General features: G+C 48.9%; 19 protein-coding genes. 3 read left to right on the plus strand and 16 right to left on the minus strand.

The window, feature by feature from the left end; all coding sequences use genetic code 11:
- Nucleotides 1–90 precede the first annotated feature (90 nt).
- Together I1H34_RS05990 and I1H34_RS05995 are read right to left on the minus strand one after the other, a co-directional pair.
- Nucleotides 91–3,243 (minus strand): carotenoid oxygenase family protein, encoded by a 3,153-nt coding sequence (locus I1H34_RS05990; RefSeq protein WP_249369848.1) that lies wholly within the window; start codon nt 3,241–3,243, stop codon nt 91–93.
- 233 nt (nt 3,244–3,476) lie between these two features.
- Complete coding sequence (locus I1H34_RS05995; protein ID WP_212664799.1) at nt 3,477–4,676, minus strand: homocysteine biosynthesis protein; 1,200 nt, start codon at nt 4,674–4,676, stop codon at nt 3,477–3,479.
- Nucleotides 4,677–4,780: 104 nt separating this feature from the next.
- Between I1H34_RS05995 and I1H34_RS06000 the strand changes: the two genes are divergently transcribed.
- Nucleotides 4,781–5,653 carry an MBL fold metallo-hydrolase gene (locus I1H34_RS06000; RefSeq protein WP_212664800.1) on the plus strand — a complete coding sequence of 291 codons (873 nt, stop codon included), beginning with the start codon at nt 4,781–4,783 and terminating at the stop codon, nt 5,651–5,653.
- 126 nt (nt 5,654–5,779) lie between these two features.
- Here I1H34_RS06000 and I1H34_RS06005 read toward each other — a convergent pair whose 3' ends face one another.
- The 8 genes from I1H34_RS06005 to I1H34_RS06040 form a co-directional block, all read right to left on the minus strand.
- Nucleotides 5,780–6,535, minus strand: coding sequence for a TRAFAC clade GTPase domain-containing protein (locus tag I1H34_RS06005; protein WP_212664801.1), 756 nt, complete (start codon nt 6,533–6,535; stop codon nt 5,780–5,782).
- Between the two features lie 8 nt (nt 6,536–6,543).
- Nucleotides 6,544–7,371, minus strand: a complete 828-nt coding sequence (locus I1H34_RS06010) for an SDR family oxidoreductase (RefSeq protein WP_212664802.1) — start codon at nt 7,369–7,371, stop codon at nt 6,544–6,546.
- 67 nt (nt 7,372–7,438) lie between these two features.
- Nucleotides 7,439–8,536, minus strand: a complete 1,098-nt coding sequence (ald, locus tag I1H34_RS06015; protein ID WP_212664803.1) for an alanine dehydrogenase — start codon at nt 8,534–8,536, stop codon at nt 7,439–7,441.
- 23 nt (nt 8,537–8,559) lie between these two features.
- Complete coding sequence (locus I1H34_RS06020; RefSeq protein ID WP_212664804.1) at nt 8,560–8,955, minus strand: DUF2358 domain-containing protein; 396 nt, start codon at nt 8,953–8,955, stop codon at nt 8,560–8,562.
- A gap of 33 nt (nt 8,956–8,988) precedes the next feature.
- Entirely contained in the window at nt 8,989–9,921 is a 933-nt protein-coding gene (prmC, locus tag I1H34_RS06025; protein ID WP_212666159.1) for a peptide chain release factor N(5)-glutamine methyltransferase, read from the minus strand.
- The gene (locus I1H34_RS06030; RefSeq protein WP_212664805.1) at nt 9,890–10,696 is read right to left on the minus strand and encodes a Tic22 family protein; all 807 of its coding nucleotides are present in this window, start codon (nt 10,694–10,696) and stop codon (nt 9,890–9,892) included. Before I1H34_RS06030 ends, prmC begins: the two co-directional genes overlap by 32 nt.
- A 248-nt stretch (nt 10,697–10,944) precedes the next feature.
- Complete coding sequence (locus tag I1H34_RS06035; protein ID WP_212664806.1) at nt 10,945–11,319, minus strand: PadR family transcriptional regulator; 375 nt, start codon at nt 11,317–11,319, stop codon at nt 10,945–10,947.
- A 588-nt stretch (nt 11,320–11,907) separates the two neighbouring features.
- Nucleotides 11,908–12,273 (minus strand): hypothetical protein, encoded by a 366-nt coding sequence (locus I1H34_RS06040; RefSeq protein ID WP_212664807.1) that lies wholly within the window; start codon nt 12,271–12,273, stop codon nt 11,908–11,910.
- A 242-nt stretch (nt 12,274–12,515) separates the two neighbouring features.
- Between I1H34_RS06040 and I1H34_RS06045 the strand changes: the two genes are divergently transcribed.
- Nucleotides 12,516–13,802, plus strand: a complete 1,287-nt coding sequence (locus tag I1H34_RS06045; RefSeq protein ID WP_212664808.1) for an ABC transporter substrate-binding protein — start codon at nt 12,516–12,518, stop codon at nt 13,800–13,802.
- Nucleotides 13,803–13,805: 3 nt separating this feature from the next.
- On the opposite strand, the gene I1H34_RS06050 is transcribed toward I1H34_RS06045, so the two are convergent.
- The 5 genes from I1H34_RS06050 to I1H34_RS06070 form a co-directional block, all read right to left on the minus strand.
- On the minus strand, nt 13,806–15,284 hold the full coding sequence (locus tag I1H34_RS06050) for a DUF697 domain-containing protein (protein WP_212664809.1): 1,479 nt from the start codon (nt 15,282–15,284) through the stop codon (nt 13,806–13,808).
- 105 nt (nt 15,285–15,389) lie between these two features.
- Entirely contained in the window at nt 15,390–16,811 is a 1,422-nt protein-coding gene (locus I1H34_RS06055; RefSeq protein WP_212664810.1) for a serine/threonine protein kinase, read from the minus strand.
- A gap of 373 nt (nt 16,812–17,184) precedes the next feature.
- The gene (locus I1H34_RS06060; RefSeq protein WP_212664811.1) at nt 17,185–18,567 is read right to left on the minus strand and encodes a serine/threonine protein kinase; all 1,383 of its coding nucleotides are present in this window, start codon (nt 18,565–18,567) and stop codon (nt 17,185–17,187) included.
- Between the two features lie 104 nt (nt 18,568–18,671).
- Nucleotides 18,672–20,027 (minus strand): serine/threonine protein kinase, encoded by a 1,356-nt coding sequence (locus tag I1H34_RS06065; protein WP_212664812.1) that lies wholly within the window; start codon nt 20,025–20,027, stop codon nt 18,672–18,674.
- A gap of 95 nt (nt 20,028–20,122) precedes the next feature.
- Entirely contained in the window at nt 20,123–21,505 is a 1,383-nt protein-coding gene (locus I1H34_RS06070; protein WP_212666160.1) for a serine/threonine protein kinase, read from the minus strand.
- Between the two features lie 492 nt (nt 21,506–21,997).
- On the opposite strand from I1H34_RS06070, the gene pheT reads away from it, so the two are divergent.
- Nucleotides 21,998–24,439, plus strand: coding sequence for a phenylalanine--tRNA ligase subunit beta (pheT, locus tag I1H34_RS06075; RefSeq protein WP_212664813.1), 2,442 nt, complete (start codon nt 21,998–22,000; stop codon nt 24,437–24,439).
- Here pheT and I1H34_RS06080 read toward each other — a convergent pair.
- Nucleotides 24,436–25,761 carry a diguanylate cyclase domain-containing protein gene (locus I1H34_RS06080; RefSeq protein WP_249369852.1) on the minus strand — a complete coding sequence of 442 codons (1,326 nt, stop codon included), beginning with the start codon at nt 25,759–25,761 and terminating at the stop codon, nt 24,436–24,438. The genes pheT and I1H34_RS06080 overlap by 4 nt on opposite strands.
- Nucleotides 25,762–25,783: the final 22 nt, after the last annotated feature.

The following is a 25,783-nucleotide window of genomic DNA, read 5'->3' on the forward strand; positions in this document are numbered from 1 at the left end:
AAGAAATTAAGTCACCCACTAACTTATCAAGAGATCGAAGGTTGTCACCAGTGTGATCCCCCTACACGTGGCCCACTAATTTGACCCAGTCTAAGCAATTGCATCGGGTAATTCTGCTCGATTATAGAGAAAGTTGACCATCGCCTGAGAGCTATCCAAAAGCTCGGGGGTCTCTGCCAGGGTCTGTTTTAACTCTTCCGACACCACTTTCACATAGGTCTGGGGGATACTCTCTGGATTGCTAGATTTGATAATAATCAGTTGGCCCAGCAGAAGAACTCCATTTTCTACAGCTGCAATAATTTTTAACAGTGCCGCAAGGGCCTTTGCACTTTGGTGGAGTAATGGGGGTATTTCATCACCCTGCTGATGGGGCCAGTGACCACGATACAAGTCAACACCTGCTTGCATAATTTCAGCAAACTGCTGGGAGGAAAGTTGATCTGTGTCTTGATATTGAACATCCTGAACCAAGGTATTTTCCTCAGCTCGGATCACAATCGGATCATGATATCCACAGGCCGTCGCGTATTGTTCAATGCCGTGATGGACAGCTGTGGATACGCCAGTAGCATCAAAAATTCTCATCTTGAAGGTTTGCTTCGCACTCGCATCTGCACTGTCATGAATCACGTGAGGGAACACCTCCTGTTCAAATAGATCCTGTATGCGAGTTTTTAGATTTTCAGGTTCCATTTGATCGAGTACTCCTTTGTAATCTTCCCGAACGTCATAGTCCGTCCGGGATGGGGGGGATTCAAGCTTACTCAGCCAGGCCGTATGCAGAGTTGGCCCAATATTTAACTCCGGGTGATTCAGACGATACAGTGGCCCTTGACTCAGATGGGTGGCATCAAAGATCCATAGCTCGCTCACTTTAGGATATTCTGCATCATCTGTTTGAGAATAATCCGTTGCCACCACCACACAGACAATATAGCCGTGGGTTGCACTGGGTGTACCATCCTCTCTGGGTACAAACTGAGGAGAGCTGGCATAGTAGCCCGGCGGAAAGGCGTAATAATCTTCAATCTTGAGCTGAGGAGGAGTAGATGCCTGTCCATCTAGAGGGGACGTTTGACTGACTCGCAGTAGATTGGCCGGTCTGCCTTCCTTGGCAATTCGGTTGATTTGTTGATCGAGAACCTGAGGGTCTATTTGGTCTTTGTATAGATCGAGATGGTTAAGGGTGTGGTGGTTGGGCCAGGCACCGCCGCAATTCCAATACACATCTGTCAAGTGGTTGGCTGTCTTTTCATTGAAGGCAAAGAAGGCCAGCAGCTGAAACTTATCGTCGTCTTCAATAATGGCTTTTTCGGATTGTCCCGTTGCCATATCTAAGGTCCAAGTTCCTAACTGATTCGGAGCCATACTGTTGGCTAAAACACCGGATCGCTGCTGCAGGGTTTTATTGATATCTTCCGGGCAAGGTTGCCCTGAGTTGGCTGTTTGAGAATAGTGACACACCGCCTCGTCAATTTTGTTGACAAATTCGGCTGGATCGAGACCTTTAATATGGCCTACATGGAGAACCACTTGGTTAGCTGGATTTTCATAACTCGCCAGAAAATGGGCGGTTTCTGGTTGAAGACGAAAATGCTTGGCCTTCACTTTGTTGCCCCCTGGGCTGGAATCAGTAGACTCTAGGTCAGTCCGGGCAATAACGTACACATCGGTATAAGGAGTTTGGGCATAGTTGAGGAATGAAAATAAATCTTGAAAATCCTGGCGTAAGTCCCTTTTAATTCCTTTTTTGATCTGATCTGGACTTTGATCGGGTGAGTCAGTCGAGGTAGAAGTGGACTCAGGGTTTTCGGTCACTGTTTGTCTGGGACGGGCAACGAAGCTCACAACCCTGCGTAGGTTTTTCGCAAAATTTTGGGGATTGAATAAGCTGGGCAGTACATCGGCCACCACAAATTTAAAGCTGGAATCGGAAATAACGATGTAGTCTTTCGTCAAAGACATTTGATGAACGGACTGATAGATGGGAATTGAATGCCCCTTTTCCGTCACCACTTCCCATTGATCTGATTTATCAATCTCTGTTTGCTCCCCCTGCCATCGATAGAGGAAGAGCCGATCGGTCCCTCCAACCTCCCAGAAACTCAAAATAGCCAGCAGAATCCCTAGGAGCCAAAGCACGACATTGACTAACGCCAGCACAACATAGTCAAAGAAAGACGTTCGCGGGGTATTGGGATCTTCTCCCTCTAGCTTATTTAAGAATTTCAAAAGCCCTTTGAGGAAATAGGGCTGCAGTCTCGTGACTTGCATCATGCTGCCCATGGATTTAGTGCCATTGACCATATAAACGGCATCTTCATGGTCGTCATATACGGGATGAGCCGATGACAGAATCATGGGAAACACCTGGGACAAAATCGGGAACCCAAAAAGCTTTTGCAGGGGCCTTGAAACCGCCGGCATATCAAAAATCGGTTTCCAATCTTTATTGAGACCGACGGGGGCAACCAATCCTAAGGAACAGGGGTCGACTTCGTAGGGCCGTCCGGCATCCCAAGTCACCAGCAATCGCTCGCTATCATTCTGTTTTGGCTTTAAGGGTAACCAGGCAGTATTGAGATAATTGCGGCCTCCCAATCCCATCGATAGACGCGTTAGGGCTGCATCCCGGAACGTAAGCTGCTGATAGTCTGACCACTGCTCTAGATATTTGGGGTTGGACTCCAAAGCCCAGTCTGCGTAGTAATCAGGGGTTTTGATCAGGCGAGTCGCTAAATGGGCCCATCCCGGTTGCTGAGTGGTGGCACAAGGCTGCTCGGGGTGGGGGTTCTCTGATGTGATGGTTGAATGAACTGAGCTATGAAAATCTAAGCGATAGATCATGCCATCGCCAGAATAGATATGTTGCCAACCACCTTGGGTGGGTAAATAAATTTCAGTATCTTTAATTTTGTGGGAATCAAAGGAGGCAGCCGTGCCAATCACAAACACATGGCCCTTCAAGGTTGTGGGGAGAGGCCCAGGAACGTCAGACTGGGGGGAATGGCTTTGCCAATATTGAGGTTCCAGAAAGGCTGTACTACTGGGGTCTACTGGCAACTCCCCATCCTTCCGAGACAAAATCGTTAAACCCAGGGGCTGGTGATAATGCTCTTTGCGACTGACCGACAAGATCGCTTTGGGAAAAGATGGCCAGGTTTGAGATTCTGTTGAAGGTCCGCTCACTGTGATATTCCCTTGCACCGATAGGTTGTTGACGCTGGCAATTCGAGTCAATCATTCAACCCTATTGCCTTATTTATGACCAAAGCTTGAGATGTTATTTATGCTAAATTTTGCTGAATTCAGTTGTTGTGAATACCCTGTTTTTTTTAACTTGCTGAAGAAAATATTGGCTAAAAGTTGCACAAACTGCAAACAACAAGTATTCGTTGTTTGAACAATAAAAGTATTCCTAATTTTGGCCAGGTTACTGACTAAAACCTCCAGCGAGATCAAAGGGCATGAGGTTATTCCAGGCTAATTTGTGACCCCCAAGCATCCTGGGGAACGAAGGTGCGATCGCAAGCAATAGACGCCACCGGTTCCGTCAAAGTAAACGTCCCCAACTCTATCCACTGCTTTAGTTCTAGGGCTACCTGACGTGCCAGAGCCATACTGGCTAACGGAGCCGAACGAACTTTAGTGCTCTCTACTTTAATGGTTCCAGATTTCAGCTGAGCATAGCTGACTAAACCAAAGGTCGGCCGCACGCGACGAGGAATCGAAAAATCGATAATGGGGGCGACTAAGTCCTCATCCGTGACCGCACAACGGCGGACCACTTCTTCATCAATCACGGGTAAGGGAATGCCGACCCCCAACATCAAAGACGGACCATACTGCTTGAAATAACAGCCCCGCACCCATCGCGACTCCATCTGTTTGGCGTCTCCAATCAGTGCCAGGGTCGCCGCTGGCCCAATGGGCGTATCATTTGGCAATCGCTTTTGTAATGGAAAATGCTGGGTTCCTTCCCAAGTGACATAGCCCACTCCCCCACCTAAGAAAATTCGAGTCCCGACGCCGATGAGCCGCAAGTTCGGATCATTCAGTAAAGGAGATAAGGCCCCTGGATTGGAGTAGATGGCATTCCCCAGGCGCGGTTGTAGAGGCCCCAGATAGGTATAAAGCAGATGATCGCCACCATTCACCCCCACAATAAAATTTTGGTAGAGATTGCGGGGATTGAACAGATAAAACTGATTAATGGTCTCCTTAGTAATCATCGTGTCTAGAGTGGCCCGAGGATAGCAATCGGTCATTTGCCCTAGTGCCCGGAGATGAATCGCTTTGCCCGCGATCAAGTCTTCGATGACATGACCGCCCCCTTGCATTTGAATATCTTCCCCTTCCATTAATTCTGAAGGCTGCTTGCGATCTGGGGCTTGGGAAGCGCCTAAGTACAGGTCCACCGCCCCAAATCCAGAATAGGCCGCCACCCCATCCAGCCAACATTGGCGAATTTTGATCGGTGGATCCGTATGTCCCAGGTTGAGAATGGCCCCCGAGGATTCCATGGGTTCAAAGGTGCCCGTGGTAATCACATCCACGGCTTTCGCCGCTTGGGTAATCCCCAGGTCAGCCACTTTGGCTTTCAGTTCTTCTACCGTCCAGACAACGGCTTTGCCCTCTTCGATTTTGTCGTTGATATCGGCAATGGTGCGCATAGGAGGAGAGGGGAAGTCACGGACGGTTACAGCCTATCACTGCAGCTGAAGACCTGAGGCTCACGCTAGGCTAGAGGCAGGCGGCGTTTCCAGAGGTGTTAATCATGGCTCAGATACAGAAGATGCGATCGCAAAATGTTACGGGAGATGTATACGTCGATAGTACCTGTATTGACTGTGATACTTGCCGATGGATGGCTCCCGAAATTTTTCATCGGGACGGCAGTCAGTCAGCCGTGTTTGCCCAGCCCACTCAAGAAAAAGAACGGCTCCATGCCTTGCAGGCTTTATTATCTTGTCCGACAGCCTCAATTGGAACCGTGGAGAAACCCACTGAGATTCGCCAGGTGCAGCAAAGCCTACCTATTTTAGTAGCTGAAAATGTCTACCACTGTGGCTACCATTCTGAGAAATCTTTTGGGGCAACCAGCTATTTTATTCAGCGGGATGATGGCAATGTCTTGGTTGACTCGCCCCAATTTACACCGCCCCTGGTGAAACAACTAGAAGCGATGGGGGGCATCAAGTATATGTACCTCACCCATCAGGATGATGTAGCGGACCATGCTCAGTTTCAATCGCATTTTGGCTGCACTAGAATCTTGCACCAGGATGATATTTCCACAGAAACCCAAGATGTAGAATTAACACTTGAGGGAACCGACCCTTATACCTTGGCCCCAGACCTACTGATTATTCCGGTGCCAGGCCATAGTCAAGGCCATACCGTGTTGCTGCACAAGAATTTTTTGTTTACAGGGGACCATTTAGCTTGGTCGGCAGGGGCCAATCGTTTGGTGGGGTTCCGACGCTACTGTTGGTATTCCTGGGATGAGCAAATTCAATCCATGAAAAAACTTTTAAATTACAATTTTGAGTGGATTTTACCGGGCCATGGGCGTCGATATCATGCCAGTTTGAAAGACATGCATCCGCAAATTCAAGATTGCATTATGGAGATGGAAGCGACTGGGTAAACCAGAAACTCAGCATTCCTCCATGGTTCAAAATAGGTCCAGTGCTCAGACCTCTCCAAATATCCGTATTCAGTCCTGGAGATTTAGCTGACGCGAATTGAGTCTCATTTTCAATATGCCCCACCATCATGACTGTTCAGTTTTTTTCAATTCTGAAATCAGCCAGCGGAAAGGAGCACCCGTCCCTTGGGGATGCAAGGTCACACTGGCTCCGAAAGAGATCAGCGGAATCGCAGAGGTGAACCCATGAGAGTTAATCTGATGACTGCGTAAATCCTGGACGAACGGTTGAAGCTGCTGCTTTAGCTGCCCCCGACTCAGCTCCGTTTGCAACAAATCAAACTTAGTCAGAATGACTGCCAACGGATAATTGGGACGATTCGCTTGGGATTGGGGCAGGAATTGCGCCAATTGGTGAAGCACCGATTTCACTTTCTGTTGGTAGGGACGATCATTGACGAAAGCTGGGGCATCAATCAGCAAGCAGCAGGCATGGGAACTAAAGAGCAACAATTGGAAATCGGTATTATTGGGCTGGCAAAATTCTCCTGGTATATCCCACCAGTGCAAATGGCAGCGCGTTTTGACACCGCATAGGGTTCGAGTCTTAACGCTGAAGTTAAAATCAGTCGCTTTTAACGTTGGCGGTGGATATTGGCGTGACTGGGTGATGAAGTTCAACAGCTGATTCATCTTCTCGTGAGACTCAGCGTCTTGGCAGTCCAGCCATTCTTGATGTAATCGGGCTTTTTTACGATTGAAGTGGAGAGAGGTATAGCTCCCTGCTAGAAAAACGGTTTTCCCAGCTCCTCGAAACCCGATACTCAAGATGTTATGGGTGAGAGGAGGTTGCCTCGAAAAGAATTGAGCGACACGCTGCATTGTTGGGGCTAGATTAGTTCTGAAAATAAAGTGTTCCAATCAATGGTGCTAGGTCGAGCCCCCTCACTCATTATTTCAAAAACCTTGCCAACTGTGTGGGAATTCTGTAAACAGGCGACACAGGCAGTCGCCAAATCAATCCGACTGGTTTCTCCTGAGAGCTGATCTCCCGTGCCAACGACAATACCTAACTGACTTTCCGTTTTGGCTTTCAGCAGCGTATTCAAATCGTAGGAGGTATAGGGACCATCGATTAGTCGACCCGGACGCACAATCGTATAGGGCAAGCCTGATTGACGGAGTGCTGTTTCGCCCACCAGCTTGGCATCCAACACGCCAAAGGTATTGAGAATACTGAAGGGCAGTTTATCTTTGCGCTCAATGCCACAAGCAGAGACGAGCAGAAACCGCTTTAAATCCTGGGGAGCAGCATCCACCAGATTTTGCCCCCCCACGGCATCCACCTTTTCAGGGCTGTTATCCGCTTGCGCTCGACAATAGCTCGGCTTGGCATATCGCTTAAACCATTCCCACCGAGTTGAAACTTCTCGAAATTCCCACCGGGCTGAGGGAAAGGCAGTGCTGCCAGTGCAGGAAATAATATGGGTCACACCGGGCATCGCTGCTGGTAATGTGTCGGCCTTTCGGGTATCGCCCACCACAATCTCAACTTGATCGGCAAACATCTGTCGGGCTTTGTCGGCATTGCGGGCAAGAATGCGCACCTTGATGTTTTGGGCGAGGAGCTCTCCCACCGTCAATTGCCCCACCCCCCCTGTGGCTCCTACCACTAAGACCAGATCAGACTCAGGATTTAATTCACCAGAATGGGACATAGGTTCGCGCCCAACCACTCAAGACGTCCCCTTCAGCATACCCTTGAGCTGCTCTCCCAGAGCTGATTTAGGCGACCAAGTCCGGGAACACTTGCTGGACTGCAGGGTGAACCAAACGGTGTTGGTATACATTCAATCCCTTCTGCAAGGCTACGTCTTGTTCTAGGGCCTTTAAGCCCTGGTTGGCAAGTTTGGCCACAAATGGGAACGTACTATGATTCAAGGCTTGGGTCGCCGTCCATGGCACTGCCCCCGGCATATTGGGAACCCCATAATGGAGGACACCCTCGGCTTCATAGACTGGATCAGTATGGGAGGTGGTGTGTAGGGTTTCGATGCAGCCCCCCTGATCCACGGCGACATCCACAATCACCGAACCTGCAACCATTTTCTGAACTAATCCACGAGACACCAGGATGGGTGCCCGCTTGCCGGGTACAAGGACTGCACCAACCAATAGATCCGCCGTGGGTAATACCTGTTCTAGATGCCGAGAATTGCTGTACAGCAGCTCTATCCGAGAGCCAAACAGGGTCTCAAGATAAGAAAGCCGCTCCACATTAATATCCAAAATGGTCACATGAGCCCCCATGCCCACAGCGATGCGAGCCGCTTCTGTGCCCACCACGCCTCCACCAAGAATGACAACTTTGCCGGGTTTAACTCCTGGAATTCCCCCTAGCAAAACACCTCGTCCGCCTTGCTGTCGCTCAAGAAAGTGAGCCCCAAACTGGATGGAGAGACGACCCGCGATCACACTCATGGGCGTCAGTAAAGGCAAAGAAATGCGATCTGGCAAGGTCACTTCTACAGTTTCATAGGCGATGGCACTCACGTTGGCCTTCATTAACTGCTCGGTTAATGTGCGATTCGCGGCCAAATGCAGATAGGTAAACAGAAGTTGTCCTGACTGCAGTAAGCCATACTCTGCGGGTAAGGGTTCTTTTACCTTGACCACTAACTCACGGTTCCAAGCCTGATCGGCTGTGGCCACTATTTTGGCCCCAGCCTGCAGATAGTCACTATCTGGAAAGCCAGCACCGATGCCAGCCTGCGTTTCGACAAAGACTGAGTGACCTTGCTGTCCTAAAGATTGAACACTAGCAGGACTCAAACCAACGCGAAATTCTTGATCCTTAATTTCCTTCGGTAAACCGACTTCCATACCCCACCTCGCTAACCGCCTATTTACACGGTAGACGATGCAACTGGGAAAAACAGTTGTTTAAACACCGAGAAACGCGAACAATCCCAATAGTCAATATGGCTACAGACTAAACCGGCTTCGTTGAGCTTCAGTTCGCTGCGGCCCGTAATCGCCATCTGGGGTTTCCAGGGGAATGGTGCCTGCCAATATAGGGTCCAGCGGGTGAGAATTTCGTTGTCTTGCTGATCAATGCCATGAACTTCCATGCGGGTATTGATAAACCACTTCTGGATAAAGCCAATCATTTCCTGATACTTGGCAACGCCGCGAAACTGGTTGAGGGGATCTTTGAAGTAAACATCCTCTGCATATAAGTCAAAAGACTGGTTCTCGGGGAAGCGGTCGTAGTCTGATTGAAGGCGCTCCAGAATGGTCATGGTTGTCACAAATATCTGTATTCGAACCGTAACTTATATTCGATAGGCTTGGGCAAACCGGGGAATACCGGCTAAATCTGGATGAATTTGAATCTGCGTGTACTGGCCTTGGTTCATGAGGAGTGCTTTAACGGCTTCATCTTGACCACACATCATCTCTAGAAGTAAGACACCACCGGGCTGTAGGTATTGGGGTGCGATCGCAACTATCTCCCGCACCGCCTCTAATCCATCCCGGCCCCCATCCAAAGCCAGATGGGGCTCATGGTCAAACACTTCAGGCTGCAGGGTCGGTAAAACGTCCGTCGGGATATAGGGTGGATTACTGACAATCCCAGAAAACTGACCTTCAAGCCCTCCTAAAGGTTCAAACCACTGGCCTAAATGAAAGTGAATTTGCTGGTCTAAGCCATAGGTCTGGCTATTGCCTTGGGCAACCGCTAGGGCTGCCTGACTACAGTCCACGGCATGCACTGTCCCTTGGGAAAAAGCCGTCGCCAACCCTAATGAAATGGCTCCACTTCCGGTACCCAGATCGGCCCATAAATGGGTCTGTTCTAGACGAGCAGAGTTTTGAGCTGCATCTACAGCCAAGTCAATCAGCAATTCCGTTTCTGGGCGAGGAATCAGGACATCTTTTGACACCTGCAGATGAAACTGCCGCCAATGGGAGGTTCCCGTTAAATGTTGGACAGGAATGTTTTCAGTTAGTCGCTGCTGCCAAAGCTGCTGTAATTCTGCCAAAGACACCTGCATGATCCGGGTCTCTGATGGTGCTAGCTTCAAATCGAGAGGTTCTAGATCCGAGACTTCTAACAAAAGCCAGTCCAGTTCCTGCTTTAAATCAACACGCGATCGCCCCTGCCCTGGAGACAGATCTGCGATCGCGTGTTGATACCATTGCCAAAGTCTCTGACCCGAGACCTGGAAGGCGTTACTTTTTAGGGGTTGCCGCTGGGGTTGCACTAGGCTTCTGGGGCTGAGCGCCATTTTTCTTCTGCTGCTGAACAGCATACTCTAAGGCATCTCGGGACGGAATCAGCACAATTTGTTTGGCGGTAGCATCTTCAGACTTGAACAAAGAGCCCACCAGGCGATCCAAGGACGTCACCTGAATTTTGGTGGTGCCACTTAGGGGGTTATTTTGCTTCTTGAGCTGGTCGATCATGCCCTGCAAATCTTGCTTGCGAAAATAGAAGGGGATGATCTTCTCTTTACCCTGCTCAATCGTCAATAATCCCTTTTCTTTGCCGCCAATGGCGAAGAACATGGGGACGCCCTGAAACTGCTTCACATCCTGGCCTTCCTGCTTCAGGATGGCCTTGGCAAGATCGACTTGCTCTTTATTCGGGATAAATTGGAACACCAATTCATCCTGCTTATCCTTATTCTTCTTCGTGATTTCGTAGGCATCTCGCAGAGAAATCAGAGTCACGCGGGCGGACTTACCAATTTCTGGCTTGTTAGCCTTTAAGTTGTTGACCAAATTTTGAGCATCCGTTTGGCTCATAAAAAAGGTCGCCACTTGGATCTTTTTGGTCTTATCTTTCGGGTTCGGGACAGCTGCAAGAACAGGTGACCCTTTTGCGTCTGTTACTGCAAAAGTAGGAACCGTTTCAAGGCGCTTAACCGCTTCCGCTTCGGGAATTGCGATCGCAGCTTCTTGCTGCACTAGAGAGGTACCGACAAAGCCACCTCCGGCCAGGCTAACTATCAGACCCCAGCGAATTAATCCTTTCATAGCTCCTCTCTAATTGCTCAAAATTTAGATGTGCGTGAGTTCAAACAAACCCGATATTCGTGACCTCAAACCCATGCTCTTATGCCATGAGTATGCACATAGCAGAGTTAAACCTTAACACCGATCACTCGTCTGTCAAGTTATGTCTCGGGCGAATGAAATCTTCAAATCCCACGTTGATATTAAGACGGCTGGAACCAAGGTATAGTTCCAGCCGTAAGGTCATTCAATTAAAGGTCTAAAGACGTTTAAGTCAACACTAAAGACTCCGTCAAGGCAGGATCCTTACCCAAAAACTTTAGCCACAGTTGGGACAGGTTCTGAGCATCCTTTTCTCGTCCCTCGGCCACTTGGTACATCCGTCGAGGTCGACCTCGGCCAGACTCATTTTGCCAGTACCCACTCAACATCTCCTCATCAATGAGGAAATTAAGGGCAGCATACAGCACCGTGTCAGAAATTCGATACGGAGGGTGATTTGCTCGAATATGCTTCAGGAGAGCCGTGCCATAGGAATCTCCTTCTTCCAGCAGAACCGTCAGGATATAGCAGACAGCTACTTCCTTAGTAATGTATACGGGTGGCGGATTTTTGAAATACTGGTGGATGTCTTGGACGTTCATAGTCATACCCCTTGGTCTTTATAAAATGAATTTAGGCATCGCCTCTTCACAGATCGACATGGGGATAAGCGATGGCCTGGTTATTACTCAAACCTTTGATTCACTTTTCCTAGCCTAGCAAAAATTTCTAAGGAAAAAAATTAGAGTTTTCTTAGAAAACTCAGAAACCACTCATCAATTTGCATTATGCAAGAATAAGGACTGCAAATTATTTATTTTTGTAAATGAAATCTGCTGTAGCGAGATTGATATATTGAATGATGCTTTGCTCGAATGCTGAGTCTACCAAGCTACTTAAACCCATTCGATCAAAGTCCGTCGCTTTTTAGCAGTAAAAAAAAGTAATCATTAAAAATCAAAGAATAAGTTTTTCTTTATTGAACAAAGGTATAGTCTCGTGGCCGAAAGATTAGACCTTTGTTCAGTAAAGATAGCTCACATAAACACCAGAGCCTTGAAAACAATCATGCTATCGGTTTGCACTCAAAGGCCAGAGAGAGTTCTCTAACTTTGTGAAGAAAACGTGAATGATAGGCAAAGATTATCAGAGTCTCAAACAATCGGCTTGACTCTGATAATCATGAGGGCTTACTTGACTCCAGGAGGAGAATTGACCTTCAACTGATGACAACCTGGGCGAACAGACATGGCAACACTCGCTGCACCATTGGGGCCACAGGTCACCAACTTAGCGCCATCTTCTGCACCCCCAATATTGGCATCTGGCTCGGCACCTTCAGAGGGAGAAGCACTCTCAGGAGTGATGCTTTCTTCGGGAGGAGCGGCTTCGGTCTCGATAGGGGGCGCTGCCTCGGGGGGCGCTTCCGGTGTCATCGAACCATCAGGGGTCGGACTGATGGGCATAGAATCAGACTCAGATTGAGCCAAGGTCGAGGCGGTGGGTAAAAGCAAACACATGCCCAGACTAATAGCGGCAATCGCTTTCATTTTCATGCTGATCCTCCGTGGGATATCCCAGTAAAAAACTGTGTATCACGATACAAAGTCCCAGTGAATATATGGTGAATGGGATCAAATTTGCACCGAGAGGGCTCCCAAAAGCTCTCGTCCCGCCTGGGTAAATTAAAGCTTTGTAGCAGGACTAGAAGAAGCGGAAGTGAGTCTACTAAGCTGGTTATTGGATTTTTCGGGTCCCATCAATTCATTGCTGATATTCGGTATTAGGGAGATTGGTTATGCTTCGTCAACGTCTAGTTTCTGGGGCGGCTTTAGGTCTTTGCTATGCCATTGCAGGGTGTCAACTCTCCTCCCCGACCTCAACAGGAGACGGCCTCAAACTAGGAACGCTACTCCCCATTACCGGCGACTTGGCGCAATATGGCACTCCCATGCAAGACACGGCTGATCTACTAGTGAAGACGGTGAATGCCTGTGATGGGGTATTGGGCAAACCCGTTACCTTAATCAGTGCGGACACCCAAACGGATCCGGCCCAAGGTACCCAAGCCATGACCAAACTCGTTGAAGCCGATGGAGTGGTGGGGGTAGTGGGAGCTGCCTCTAGCGCCTCATCCAGCGCCGCGATTCCTATTGCAGTACGGCGTCAAGTGGTGCAAATCTCTCCCGCTAGTACAAGCCCTGTTTTTACTGAACGGGCTGAAAAAGGCGAATTCAAAGGATTTTGGGCCCGAACGGCACCCCCTGACACCTTTCAAAGTCAGGCTCTCGCCCAACTAGCGAAACAAAAAGGGTTTAAGTCCATCGCTATTTTGGCCATCAATAATGACTATGGGAATGGCTTAGTTTCTGCCTTTATCCCCGCCTTTAAAGCAGTAGGGGGGACGGTGGTCAATGAAGCTCGGCCCACTTTCTACGATCCGAATACCTCCACCTTTGATACAGAAGTAAATCAGGTATTTAAAGGGCAGCCCGATGCGGTACTACTAGTGTCCTATCCCGAGACAGGCAGTTTAATCCTCAAGTCTGCCCAAGAACTCGGGTTTCTAGAGGGGAAAACGGCATTGATTACCACTGACGGCATGAAAGAGGCTAGCCTTGCCGATTTAGTGGGGAAAAATGACCAAGGGAAATATCTAGTGGCCGGGATGTTGGGGACAGCTCCCAGTGCAGGTGGCCCGGCATTAGCTGCCTTCCAGAAACGCTATCAAGAGGCTTTCGAGCGGGAGCCCGGCGTCTTTGACCCTAATACTTGGGATGCGACAGCCCTACTGGTTCTGGCTGCCGAGGCTGCTAAGGAGACCACAGGAACGGGGATTCGAGAGCAGTTAACCGAGGTTGCCAATGCACCCGGGGAAGAAGTAACAGATGTCTGTGAAGCCTTGGCCCTGTTACGGGACGGTAAAGCCATCAACTACCAGGGAGCCAGTGGCACGGTCGATCTGAACCCTCAGGGCGATGTCACCGGGAGTTATGACATTTGGAGCATTGATGACCAGGGCAAACTCCAAGTCAATGACACCATCGATATCACGGGAGCAGATACTGCCACCACCCCAGAATAAGTGTTAGCTCTCTTCCACTGCAGTACCGTCATCGGTAGGATCTAATTTTTCCTGCAGCTCGGTTTTGATGCGGTTCAAAATAGTGGCCTGATCTAGAGAAGAGAGAATCTCGTTGACCACGGTTTTGGGGCCATTGGGTCCCCAGGATGCCCCATTGATCAGGTACCGTTTGGTAACTTCACCAATCCCATAGGAAGAGACACCCGCTACAGCTGCTTGCGAGATGGCAACAGAAACATAGGGCAACAGGGAGGCTCCCCCCGTCGCCGGAGCCGCTAGACTGAGTAGCCCTTTGAGGGAACTTAGTCCCAGGGTGGTGAGGAGTTCCGTAGCCCCAACGCCGCCCATGGTTAAGGCAATTTTGCGCAGTAAATCCACGGCCCCTTTTTGGGTCATGGAAATGCCGTAAAGCTTAGAGAGGGTCAGGATCATGGCAATGTCGATGGCGGCACTGCTGATCACATCCACAACGGTGACGGGATTGAGAGCAATGGCGACTGCTTTAGCCATTACCCCGCGCCAAATGATCTGATTCGCACTGCGATCGCGGATCCGCATCTTCCGCTCAATCAGCTGCTCATTAATATCATCGGCATAGAGCATGGTGTTCAGGGCCACCAGGGATTTACCTTCTCGCTCCAACACTTCTAAAATCTTCAGCTTTAGATCCTGGACTTGGGGTGGTCCTGGTACGAGTTCTGCTCCCAAGCGACCATCAGGATATTGAATCGCTTGGGCCATCAGTGGGGCCGCCGAGGCCATGACAATCTCATCGGCAGACAGCAACTCTCGCACCCGTTCGTCTCGGATTTTCTCGTAAATGGCGTTGCGATCGGCTTCGGGATATTGGTCCACTTTATTGAACACCAGTAGGATCGGTTTACTGGCCTGCCGCAGCTCCGATAGAGCCTCAAACTCCACCTTGGTCATATCCCCAGCAATCACAAACAGAATCAAATCCGCCTGCTGGGCAATTTGGCGGGCCAGTCGTTCCCGCACCTCACCATCGACTTCATCGATGCCGGGGGTATCAATCAGCTCAATCCGGGACTGCCCCACCCCTTGCAACGACACCCGAATCGCATCTTCACCGGATTTTTGATCCACAAACCAGCTAGCCTGCTGACTCTGTTGGGTGACTCCATGCACCGGCCCGGTAGCAAAAATGGACTGTCCCAACAAAGCATTCAAGAGAGACGATTTCCCTCGACTGACCATGCCAAACACGGCGATGTGCACCACCTGTTTTTCCAGCTTGTCGAGCATGGACTGCAGGGAGTTAATTTCGGTTTCCAAGCCTGCTCGTTCTCGGGGAGAGAGATCGAGTTTCTCCACTAAGGTTTCTAGGGCAGAATGGGCTTGCTGATACCCGAGTTCTGCCTGCATTTGCTCAAAATCTTGGATGGTCTGGTCCAGTTCAGCTTCTAAGGTTTCTGGATCAGAATGCTCAAAGGCGTAAGGATTGGGAAAACCGGAGGTCATAAAGAATGCATGGAAGAAACGCTCCTAGCGTGATCTCTAGGGTAGCGTTATCCAGAAGATCTGCATCAGCAGGAATGCTGAACTCGCCCCTTCTAGCTAGCCCGATCAACGCTCTGAGGTTGTTGGCTGCTGGCTTTGGTGCTGTTGCAACCATAAGAAATCACTGATTTCATGCACCAGCCATTCTTTCTCTGGCAGGCTGAGCATTGTGCCAAATGTATGGCGTTGGCCTCCTTCAATTAGAGTACAGAGTTTATCAGAATTGGCAGTAGCGGCCGTTAACCTAACCCCATTTAAGGCTTTGGTGTTGCCCAGTGTTTGACCATAACGGAGACCCAGACGGTCAATGTACCAGCAGATCTGAAACTGTTGAGGATTAATCTGTACGTGAATTCTTCCTGCTAACCCGAACAAGATTGCTGCCATCAGTAGGGTTCCACCTATGAGTAAAGGGAGTACGAACGCGAATATCATCTCAACAGGGATGGGGCCTTCAATCATTTTGAACATGCTGATAAGACCACTAGCCATGAGCGCAAACAGAAACCCTTCAGCAAACAAGGCAAGCATTTCCATGCCGAGGACCTTGCCCCGCCAACCACTAGGAGGAATATCCACCGTGATCTGGGAGGGGATTCTCTGGATCTGAACTTTACTGCCTTTGGGCTGATGCCTTTTTCGTTGGGAGAACGATTGACGACGAACAGATCTGGGAGAGGACTGGGTTAAGGCTGCCAGCGCAGCCTGGGCTGAGGGTAAGCGATCTTCCACCGCAGGTTCGAGTAGACGATCTAACCAAGTGGCAAAATCTGGCTGAAGTTGAACGGCTTTGCGAAAATCGATCTTCAATCGCTGTTGGGGCAAATCTGCAGGAGAACAGTGAGTCAACAGGAATAGTAGAGTTGCCCCCAAAGAATAGAGATCCGTGGCCGGGCCAGCTTTCCCCTGAAAATGTTCGGGTGCCATATAGCCATAGGTGCCTACAACGGTACTGCCTGCCATCGTAGTTTGATAGACATGTTGGACCGCTCCAAAGTCCACCAGATAAATCTGGCCATCGTCACTGCGAATAATATTTTGGGGTTTAATATCTCGGTGAATAATCGGTGGGGTTAAGTCATGCAAATACTTCAAGATATTCAAAACCTTCACCCCTAACTGTCGGACTTCAGCTTCAGAAGCTCGCCAACCCTCCTGCACTAAGTCAGCTAGAGAGCGACCAGGTGCTAGTTCCTGGACAATATAAAAACAGCGGTTCTGCTCCGTATCCGTTTGGAAGTAATCGATGTAATTCGGTATCCCTGGATAATCGAGCTGAGACAAGACTTGGGCTTCGCGTTCAAATAATTCCAATTGCTTCCAATGGGTCATGCCTTTCAAAGACAGTTGTTTCAAAGCACACTGCTGATGGCTATCAAGATCTTCAGCCCCATAAGTGACTCCAGACCCACCTTGCCCCAGAATCGAGACAATACGGTATCGGTCGGCAACTCGATCACCGATCTGAAGATAAAGCGGTTCGTTCAAAGTTGATCTGTTTACGAGGAAAGCTATACTCCATTCTGCCCTCTCCCAGACTCGTACCTTATGATCACGGACCTCTAGTTCAGACTGAAGTCAATGGCCACAACCTCACGGTTGTTGTGTTTTCAAAAAATCACCAATTTCCTGTATTAGCCACGCTTTTTCACTAGGGCGAAGCTTCGTGCCGGCACTGTTTTGTTAAGGAGTGATAGGGATATCAAACCTAAATCTAGAAAGACTTCTAGAAGTTTTCGCTTAAAATAGCTAGAACACTCTACTGGCAAGGGGTTTCGCGGGTTTATCACTCCTTAAGAGAGCAGTGCCTCAAAAAATAGGCTGGTCATCTAAAACAAGCATCAATTCTTTTGAAGCCCACTCATCGCTGCTGAGATCTTAGAAAGTCACCAACCTCTTCGACTAACCATGCTTGTTCCCGAGGACTAAGCCACGCCCCAAAGTGATAGTGAGAATCTTTAGTCATGAGAGTGCAGATTTTAACGGGAAGACCACTACTTGCATAGGTGGTTGTCAACTTAATTCCTGATAAATCTACAGTTTGCCCACCTTGGCCATAGCGGCACCCTGGTAAATTAACCTGCCGGAATAACCGAAAATACTCAGGATTAATCTCCAAGTATGTGTGTCCAACAATATAAAACAAAGCCGCTATTAACAGCCCAATCCCAATTCCCCCAACAAAAAAGATAGTGAACCCAAACATCAGTGGGGATAAGCCGGCTCTAAAAACATTTAAAAGGACAACAAAAATCATTGCATTGACAAAGACCGTAAAACAGCCTGTGAGCACAGTGTCACTTCGCCAACCAATAGGCGGTATATGAACGAAAAGGCCTGTCTTCGTCTTCTGTAATTTAACCTTGCTATCATCTGGTTGATGATGGATGGTTAGAGATTCAGGTCCATTAAGAGTGAGTTGCTGTATGGCACTTGGCTGTCTTAGCACTGCAATCGCATCCTGAGCTGTAACAAACCGATCCTCTACCGCAGGCTCCAACATGTGATCCAGCCAATCGGCAAAATCTGGATCGAGTTGTACGACTGAGCGAAAATCAATTTTGAGCCGTTTTTGAGGTACATCAGCAGGAGAGCAATGGGTTAAGAGAAAGATTAATGTCGCTCCCAAGGAGTAGAGATCAGTTGCAGGTACCGCTTTCCCCCGAAAATGTTCAGGGGCCATATAACCATAAGTACCGACAATGGTGCTGCCCATCATCGTATGGTGATAAACAGTTTGCACAGCACCAAAATCGACCAAATAAATCTGACCTTTGTCGCTCCGAACAAGATTTTGAGGCTTAATATCCCGATGAATAATGGCAGGCGTTAGTTCATGCAGGTACGTCAAGATCTCCAGCACTTGCAACCCTATCTGTTGCACTTCAGATTGGTTTACTCGCCAACCTTGATTGACTAATGCAGCTAAAGATTTACCAGGGGCTAGTTCTTGGACAATATAGAACCATCGATCTTCCTCCGTATCCATTTGAAAGTAGTCAATGTACCGAGGAATGGCTGGATGATCGAGCTGCGACAAAACCTGTGCTTCTCTGTCAAATAGTTCAAGCTGTTTCCAACCCCGTATTCCTTTAAGAGACAATGCTTTAAGGGCATACTGCTGATGAGTATGAACATCTTCAACTGCGAAGGTTATACCACTGCTCCCCTGCCCCAAAACAGATTGCGTACGATACCGTCCAGCAATGAGGTCACCAATCTGGTGTAAGGGTTGCCTAAGCATGGAGTGAATGGTTAAAAACGCAATATTCCTATTGTGTCTTGACCTGAGCAATGGGGCTGTGATCGAAGGCAATCAACTGTTTAAGCGTAGCCTCCTCATGCTTGTTAGGGCCTCAAAAAATGACCTATTGTCTCGACTAACCAGGCTTGTTCATGGGGACTTAGATGTGTGCCAAAACTATATTGATGGTCTGTTGTGAAAAGAGTGCAGTATTTGACTTTACTCTTAGGAGATGTTGTTAACTTAATCCCGATCAAATCTAAAGTACGCCCTTTACGAGAACATTGTAGGCCGGGTAAATGAACCCGCCAGGACAAACGAAAATGATGAGGATCTATTTTGAGATGAGTATGCCCCGCAATAGCGAAGAAAACGGAATTGAACATCCCAATGCCAATCATCCCCCCGAGACCCGCAGCAACCCCAAAGATCAATGGGGGCATGGCAGCTTTAAAAGCTAATAAAAACACAATCAGGATGCAGACATTGACCCAAAGCTGAAGACACTCTTGTTTCAAAGTTTCCCAGTGCCAGCCAACGGGGGGAATATGAACGGTCAGCGAAGCCTCCGTCTGATGCAATTTAATGTTGCTACCCATGGGCTGGGCTGGTACTACACCACTCACAAGCGAGCGTTTTGTTGTCATGCTGGGGTGTATTAGGGTTGCGATCGCAACCTGTGCTGAACCAAACCGATCCTCTACCGCAGGCTCCAGCATGTGATCCAGCCAATCGGCAAACCCAGGGTCAAGCCTGACGACTGAGCGAAAATCAATTTTCAGACGTTTTCGGGGTAAATCAGCAGGAGAACAATGGGTGAGTAGAGATAGCAGTGTTGCTCCCAGAGAATAGAGGTCGGTTGCAGGAACCGCCTTTCCTTGGAAATGCTCAGGAGCCATATACCCATAGGTACCCACCACTGTACTGCCCATCATCGTATTGTGATAGACATTTTGGACCGCCCCAAAATCGACTAAAAAGACCTGGCCCTCATCGTTACGAATGATATTTTGGGGTTTAATATCTCGATGAATAATCGGTGGCGTTAGCTCATGCAGATATTTCAGAATGTCTAGAATCTGCAAAGCCAACTGACGGACTTCGGCTTGGCTGGCCTGCCATCCGTCTTTCATCAAATCTGTGAGGGATTTACCGGGGGCTAATTCCTGAACAATATAGAACCATCGATCTTCTGCAGTGTCTGTTTGGAAGTAGTCGATGTAATGGGGAATCGCTGGATGATCCAGCCGGGATAAAACCTGTGCTTCGCGCTCAAACAGCTCTAACTGTTTCCAATCCTGAATTCCCTTGAGGGATAAAGCTTTGAGAGCATACTGCTGATGAGTATCAACATCTTCCACAGCGAAGGTTATGCCAGTGCTACCCTGCCCCAACACGGATTGCACGCGATACCGTTCAGCAATGAGATCGCCAATTGGGTGTGAAGTCTGCAAAAGCATGAGGCGCTAAATTAAAAACGCAATACTTCTATTGTGTCTTGACCTCAACAATAGATTGGTGATCTAGAGCAATCAGCCGTTCTTCCTCCAGCCCTTCAACGTTGCTGAGACATCAAAAAGTCACCGATTTCCTCGACTAGCCACCCTTTTTCACTAGGGCTGAGCATAGTCCCAAATTTGTGGGTGTTAACACCTTCTAATAAGGTGCAGCCTTTCACAGGGCGATCATTACTGGTATAGGCAACCGTTAGCTTAATCCCTTCAATATCTTCAGTACGGCCACTACGACGGTATCGAAATCCCAAAGACTTTACTTGCCAGATTAATTCAAAGGTTTGAGGATTAATCTCCAAATGGGTGCGTCCTGCCATGCCAAAGATAGTCGCTCCTGCCATACCGAGACCGACAATCCAAAACGGAATAGAAAATAAGGGGAATATAAAAGGAGCGCCAGCCGCAATTGCTCCTGCAGTCCACACAAAAATAAACCCGTTCCAAAATACTGCAAAACACCCAATCCCAGCCGTTTCTCCTCGCAATCCGATGGGGGGAATATCAACTTTTAGGTCAGTCTTGGTGCGTTTTAAGGTTACTTTACTGCCCATCGGTTGCCGACGCAGGTCTTTGGCGCTGGGTTGAGCTATCGCTGAGGGGGGCGAACGGCGGGGAGGAGCTGTAAGCATATCAATCGCATCCTGAGCGGAAGCTAACCGATCTTCCACGGCAGGTTCCAGCATTTGATCGAGCCAATCGGCAAAGTCCGGTTTGAGCTGGACAGCAGAGCGAAAGTCAATCTTCAGCCGTTTTTGAGGCAAATCTGCAGGGGAGCTGTGGGTAAGCAAAAATAGCAATGTTGCTCCAAGGGAATATAAGTCCGTAGCAGGAACCGCTTTTCCTCGGAAATGTTCGGGAGCCATATAGCCATAGGTACCGACGACAGTACTACCCACCATCGTATTTTGATAAACATTTTGGACTGCTCCAAAATCCACCAGGTAAATCTGACCGTCTTCGCTACGGATAATATTTTGCGGCTTAATATCTCGATGAATAATCGGTGGCGTTAGCTCATGCAAGTATTTCAAAATATCTAGAATTTGCAAGGCGAACTGGCGAACTTCAGTTTGGCTTGCTCGCCATCCCTCTTTCACTAGGTCTGCTAAGGACTGACCCGGCGCTAGTTCCTGAACAATATAGAACCACCGATTTTCTTCGGTATCAGTTTGGAAATAGTCGATGTAGTTGGGGATGGCTGGATGATCCAGTTGGGATAAAACTTTGGCTTCTCGCTCAAACAGTTCGAGCTGCTTCCAATCTCCCATTCCCTTTAGGGATAGTTCTTTGAGGGCAAATTCTTGGTGAGAATAGATGTCTTCTGCGGCATAAGTAATGCCAGCCCCTCCCTTGCCGAGCACGGAAAGGAGACGGTATCGTTCCGCGATTAAATCTCCGGCCTGGCGATGGGAATGCTCAAACATAACGTTGTTAGCTGACATAACATCAGGTTGCCCGCATAGGTGCTCTCTCTTGCAGAGATGGAGCTTCAACATGATGAATTGAAGCTCCATCTATTGCTGATTCTTCATACCTATAAATTCTGCTTCTTGCACCTATAAATTTAGAAGTTGAGGTTTTCTCATTCAGATAAATTGAGACAAGAATCACATCTCAACAGAGGTTAGCCCATTGACCTTCGCAACATCGGCTTCGCCTTATCATCGGAAGTTAGAGAGTCAGCATCACAAGGTACTCCTTACCAAGAACTATGCCCTGAGATAGAAGAATGTTTGCACTCTGTGATTCGATTACCGCACAATAGAGACTGTGACAAAACGTCATGCTGATGAAATCTCTACGATGTTGATTTCAATCAGCTTATTTTTTTGCTCCGCAGTCGATCATCACAGTTCATACACTTGACTGGGCCTTGATCTGAACTACCTCAATCTTATCCAAATAGCACCAAATCTATGCGTATCTCTCTCAATTGGCTTAAGGATCTAGTCGATATCGATCTGTCACCCGAAGACCTGGCAGAACAACTGACTCTAGCTGGTTTTGAAGTCGAGGATATTGAAGATTTACGCACTTGGGCGGATGGCGTTGTGGTGGGAAAAGTTCTAACCTGTGAGTCCCATCCCAATGCTGATAAACTGCGGGTTTGCACCGTTGATATTGGTGAAGCAGAACCATCTCAAATTGTCTGTGGTGCCCCCAACGTCAAGGCCGGACTGTTCGTTCCCGTTGCTACCTTGGGCACCTACTTACCCACACCTGACTTAAAAATTAAAAAAGCCAAACTCCGAGGCGTCCCCTCTGCGGGCATGATTTGCTCTCTTACCGAACTGGGTTTAGAAAGCGAGATTGACGGTATCCATAGCTTTGATGCGGATGGCGTAGCAGTTGGAGGGGATGTTCGTCCCCTCTTAGGACTGGATGACGTCATCTTAGATCTGACCTCCACTGCTAACCGTGCCGATGCCCTGAGCATGGTCGGGGTCGCCCGTGAAGTTACGGCGCTGACAGGAGCACAGCTGAAACTACCGACCACGCCCAAACTAGATATTCCGTCGGGCAAAGACATCAAAGTGGAATTGCCTGACTCTGAAGCCTGCCCTGCCTATATCGCCACTGTTCTAGAAGGCATCACCATCGCCCCTTCTCCAGACTGGCTGCAGCAACGACTGATTGCCGCTGGCACTCGCCCCATTAATAATGTGGTGGATATTACCAACTATATTTTGCTGGAGTGGGGACAGCCCCTCCATGCCTTTGATGCTGATGCCCTCGACGCTTTAGGGAAGAAACAGCCCCTAACTTTGAGTGTACGTCTAGCTAAAGCAGGTGAAACGCTTACGACCCTGGATAGCCAAAAGCGTGAGCTGCAAGAACAAACCCTGGTGATTACCGCTAATGATCAGCCTGTGGCATTAGGGGGCGTTATGGGAGGAGAAGATACGGAAGTTAAAGACACTAGCACCCGCTTGGTTCTTGAAGCTGCCCTATTCAACTCTCTGGTTATTCGGCGCTCAGCTCGTAGTCAAGGCTTGCGAAGTGAAGCCTCTGCTCGCTATGAACGTGGGGTGAATGAATCTCAGCTAGAAACCGCCTGCTTACATGCCCTGCAATTATTGGTAGATCTGACAGGAGCCAAGGTGGTGGCCCAACAGCGAGCCGACCATCGCAAATCCCTAGAACGGTCGATTGAGCTGCGTCTGGATCGAGTCAATCATGTGTTGGGTAAAGTCAAAGGCAAGCAAGGTGAACCTACCGACTTAACGGACAAGGACATTCTACCAATCCTCAAATCCCTTAGTTTTGATACCACCCCGACCGATCGATCTGAGACTTGGACTGTCACAGTGCCGCCTCATCGTCATAGTGATATCGAACGGGAAATCGACTTGGTGGAGGAAATTGCTCGACTGTATGGCTACGACAATTTCTGTGAAACCTTACCTGCTAAAACCGAGTTAGGAAGCCTATCCAGCCAGGATACTTTGGCCCGTAAACTTAGAGAAGCCTTCCGAGCGGTGGGTCTCACGGAGTTGATCCATTATTCCTGGGTAAAGCCTGAAGGTGACGAGCAGGTGGTGGTGGTAAATCCATTGCTAGTAGAGTTCTCCGCTCTGCGCACAGAAATGCTCACTAGCCTGCTCAATGCCTGCCAGCGGAATTGGGAACAGGGTAATGGAGCCTTAAATGGCTTTGAAGTCGGTCAAGTGTTCTGGAAAGACGGCGAAAAGCTGAAAGAAGCTCGGGCCATTGCAGGCATTCTGGGGGGTGACCCTGCCCAAGGCAAATGGATGCGCACCGCAAATCAGGACTATGCCATGACTTGGTTCGAAGCCAAGGGCTTACTGGAGCGAGTGCTGAACCAGTTGGGATTGTCTGTGACATTTCAGTCAGATTGCCCTGATGAACGGTTACATCCTGGGCGAACAGCCGCCCTGCTCTCCCAGGGAGCGAAGTTAGGCTATTTTGGCCAAATTCATCCTCAGGTGCAGCAGGACCGGGATTTGCCAACAGTCTATGTGTTTGAGCTGAATTTAGATCTGCTGCTAGAACAACTCGCCCGACTGCAAACCAAGTCAACCCTGTTCTCCACCTATTCTACCTATCCAGCCGCCGATCGGGATTTGGCTTTCTTTATCCCCACGGATATCACCGTTGCGGAAATCGAAAAGGTGATTCGCAAGGCGGCAGGTGGCCGCAAGCAATCTCTGCTCACGGCCATTGAGCTATTTGATGAATATCAGGGGGAGCATGTGCCAGACGGGCAGCGGAGCTTGGCGTTTCGATTGCTGTATCAGGCCTGCGATCGCACCCTCACAGACGAAGAGGTCAACCCCATCCACCAAAAGGTACGTGACGCCCTCGAAAAACAGTTCAAGGTTAGCCTCAGAAGCTAAGTCAGCTGACTTTCCGCTTTCTCGGGAAGTTTCACAATAATTTGATTGCGGCCATTGACTTTGGCCTCATAGAGAGCTGCATCCGCAACCGCCACCAAGTTCGTCGGGTGATAAATCGGTTGGGGAACGGTACTAGCAACGCCAATACTCAAGGTGACGTGATCGGCCACCTCCGACTGCAAATGCTCAATCTGCAAATCGAGCATGGCCCGCTGGATTTTCTCTGCTACCAGGCAGGCCTGTTTATGATCTGTATTGGGCATGATTACTGCAAACTCTTCTCCCCCATACCGAGTCGCTAAGTCCCCCGTCCGCCTGACATTGGCATTAATCGCACGGGCAATTTTTTGGAGGCAGTGATCCCCCGCTTGATGGCCATAGGCATCATTAAAAAGCTTGAAATAATCGGCATCACACATAATTAGGGCCAAAGGTCTCTGTTGGCGCTGCATCCGCCGCCATTCTTGCTCCAACACCTGATCAAAACACCGCCGATTAGCTAGTTCAGTCAAGCCATCCAGATGGGCAAGGCGATTCAAGGCAGCGGTCTTGGCCTCGACCTTAGATTGCAAAATTTGATTGCTATTTTGTAAATAACTAATCACCAGGATGAGACTTGTGACTGCCAGACAACCAATTACAATCAACGTGGTCCAGATACTCTTTAATCCTTCTTGAGCCTGGGCAACAAAGGCATCAATGGGCTGCGTGATTTCTATAACCCCGCGCACATCACCCACCTGCCAATCGGTTTTAGGACTACCCGGCCAAGTGTTATGACACTTGACACAGCTCGGTTCCATTTGGACGGCTTCGGCATAGCGAAACAAGAGGTGCTCCTTCTCCTTCGCTTTTTGGTAGTAGAAGCCAGTCGGATCTTGCTGTAAATACTTCAGAGCCTTCTGTTCAAAGACATTTTGGGGCCCCCCTGATCCTTGACGATTGGGAAAAGGATAGTCACTAAATAAGCGAAAAGATAGACCGCTTTCCGATTGGCTGACCCGCTCTCCTAATTCAATCGTAAAAGTTGCGGGTACTGGGATGCCACCCGTTATTTGATGGTACTCAGGACTTGCCGTCACACTGTCTACATCGTCCAAACGCCCCACCACAGACTGGCTGTAAAGGAGCCACGCTTCCTTGACCGTATTCACAGAAACGCGCGCATGTTGAAGCGCTTGGGCATCCACTAAATCTGCCGACAACTCAAAGGTGCCAGAGAGGGCAACCCCCGTCCCAATGCAGAGCAGTAGCACTAGGATTAGCGCTATCCGTTGATACAACCAGAGTGTTAGCTTCCGAAACCGCTGCAAATTAGACAAGCCCCCAAAAGTTCAGCCTGCA

Origin of the sequence: Acaryochloris marina S15, assembly GCF_018336915.1 — a bacterium.
Taxonomy (GTDB): domain Bacteria; phylum Cyanobacteriota; class Cyanobacteriia; order Thermosynechococcales; family Thermosynechococcaceae; genus Acaryochloris; species Acaryochloris marina_A.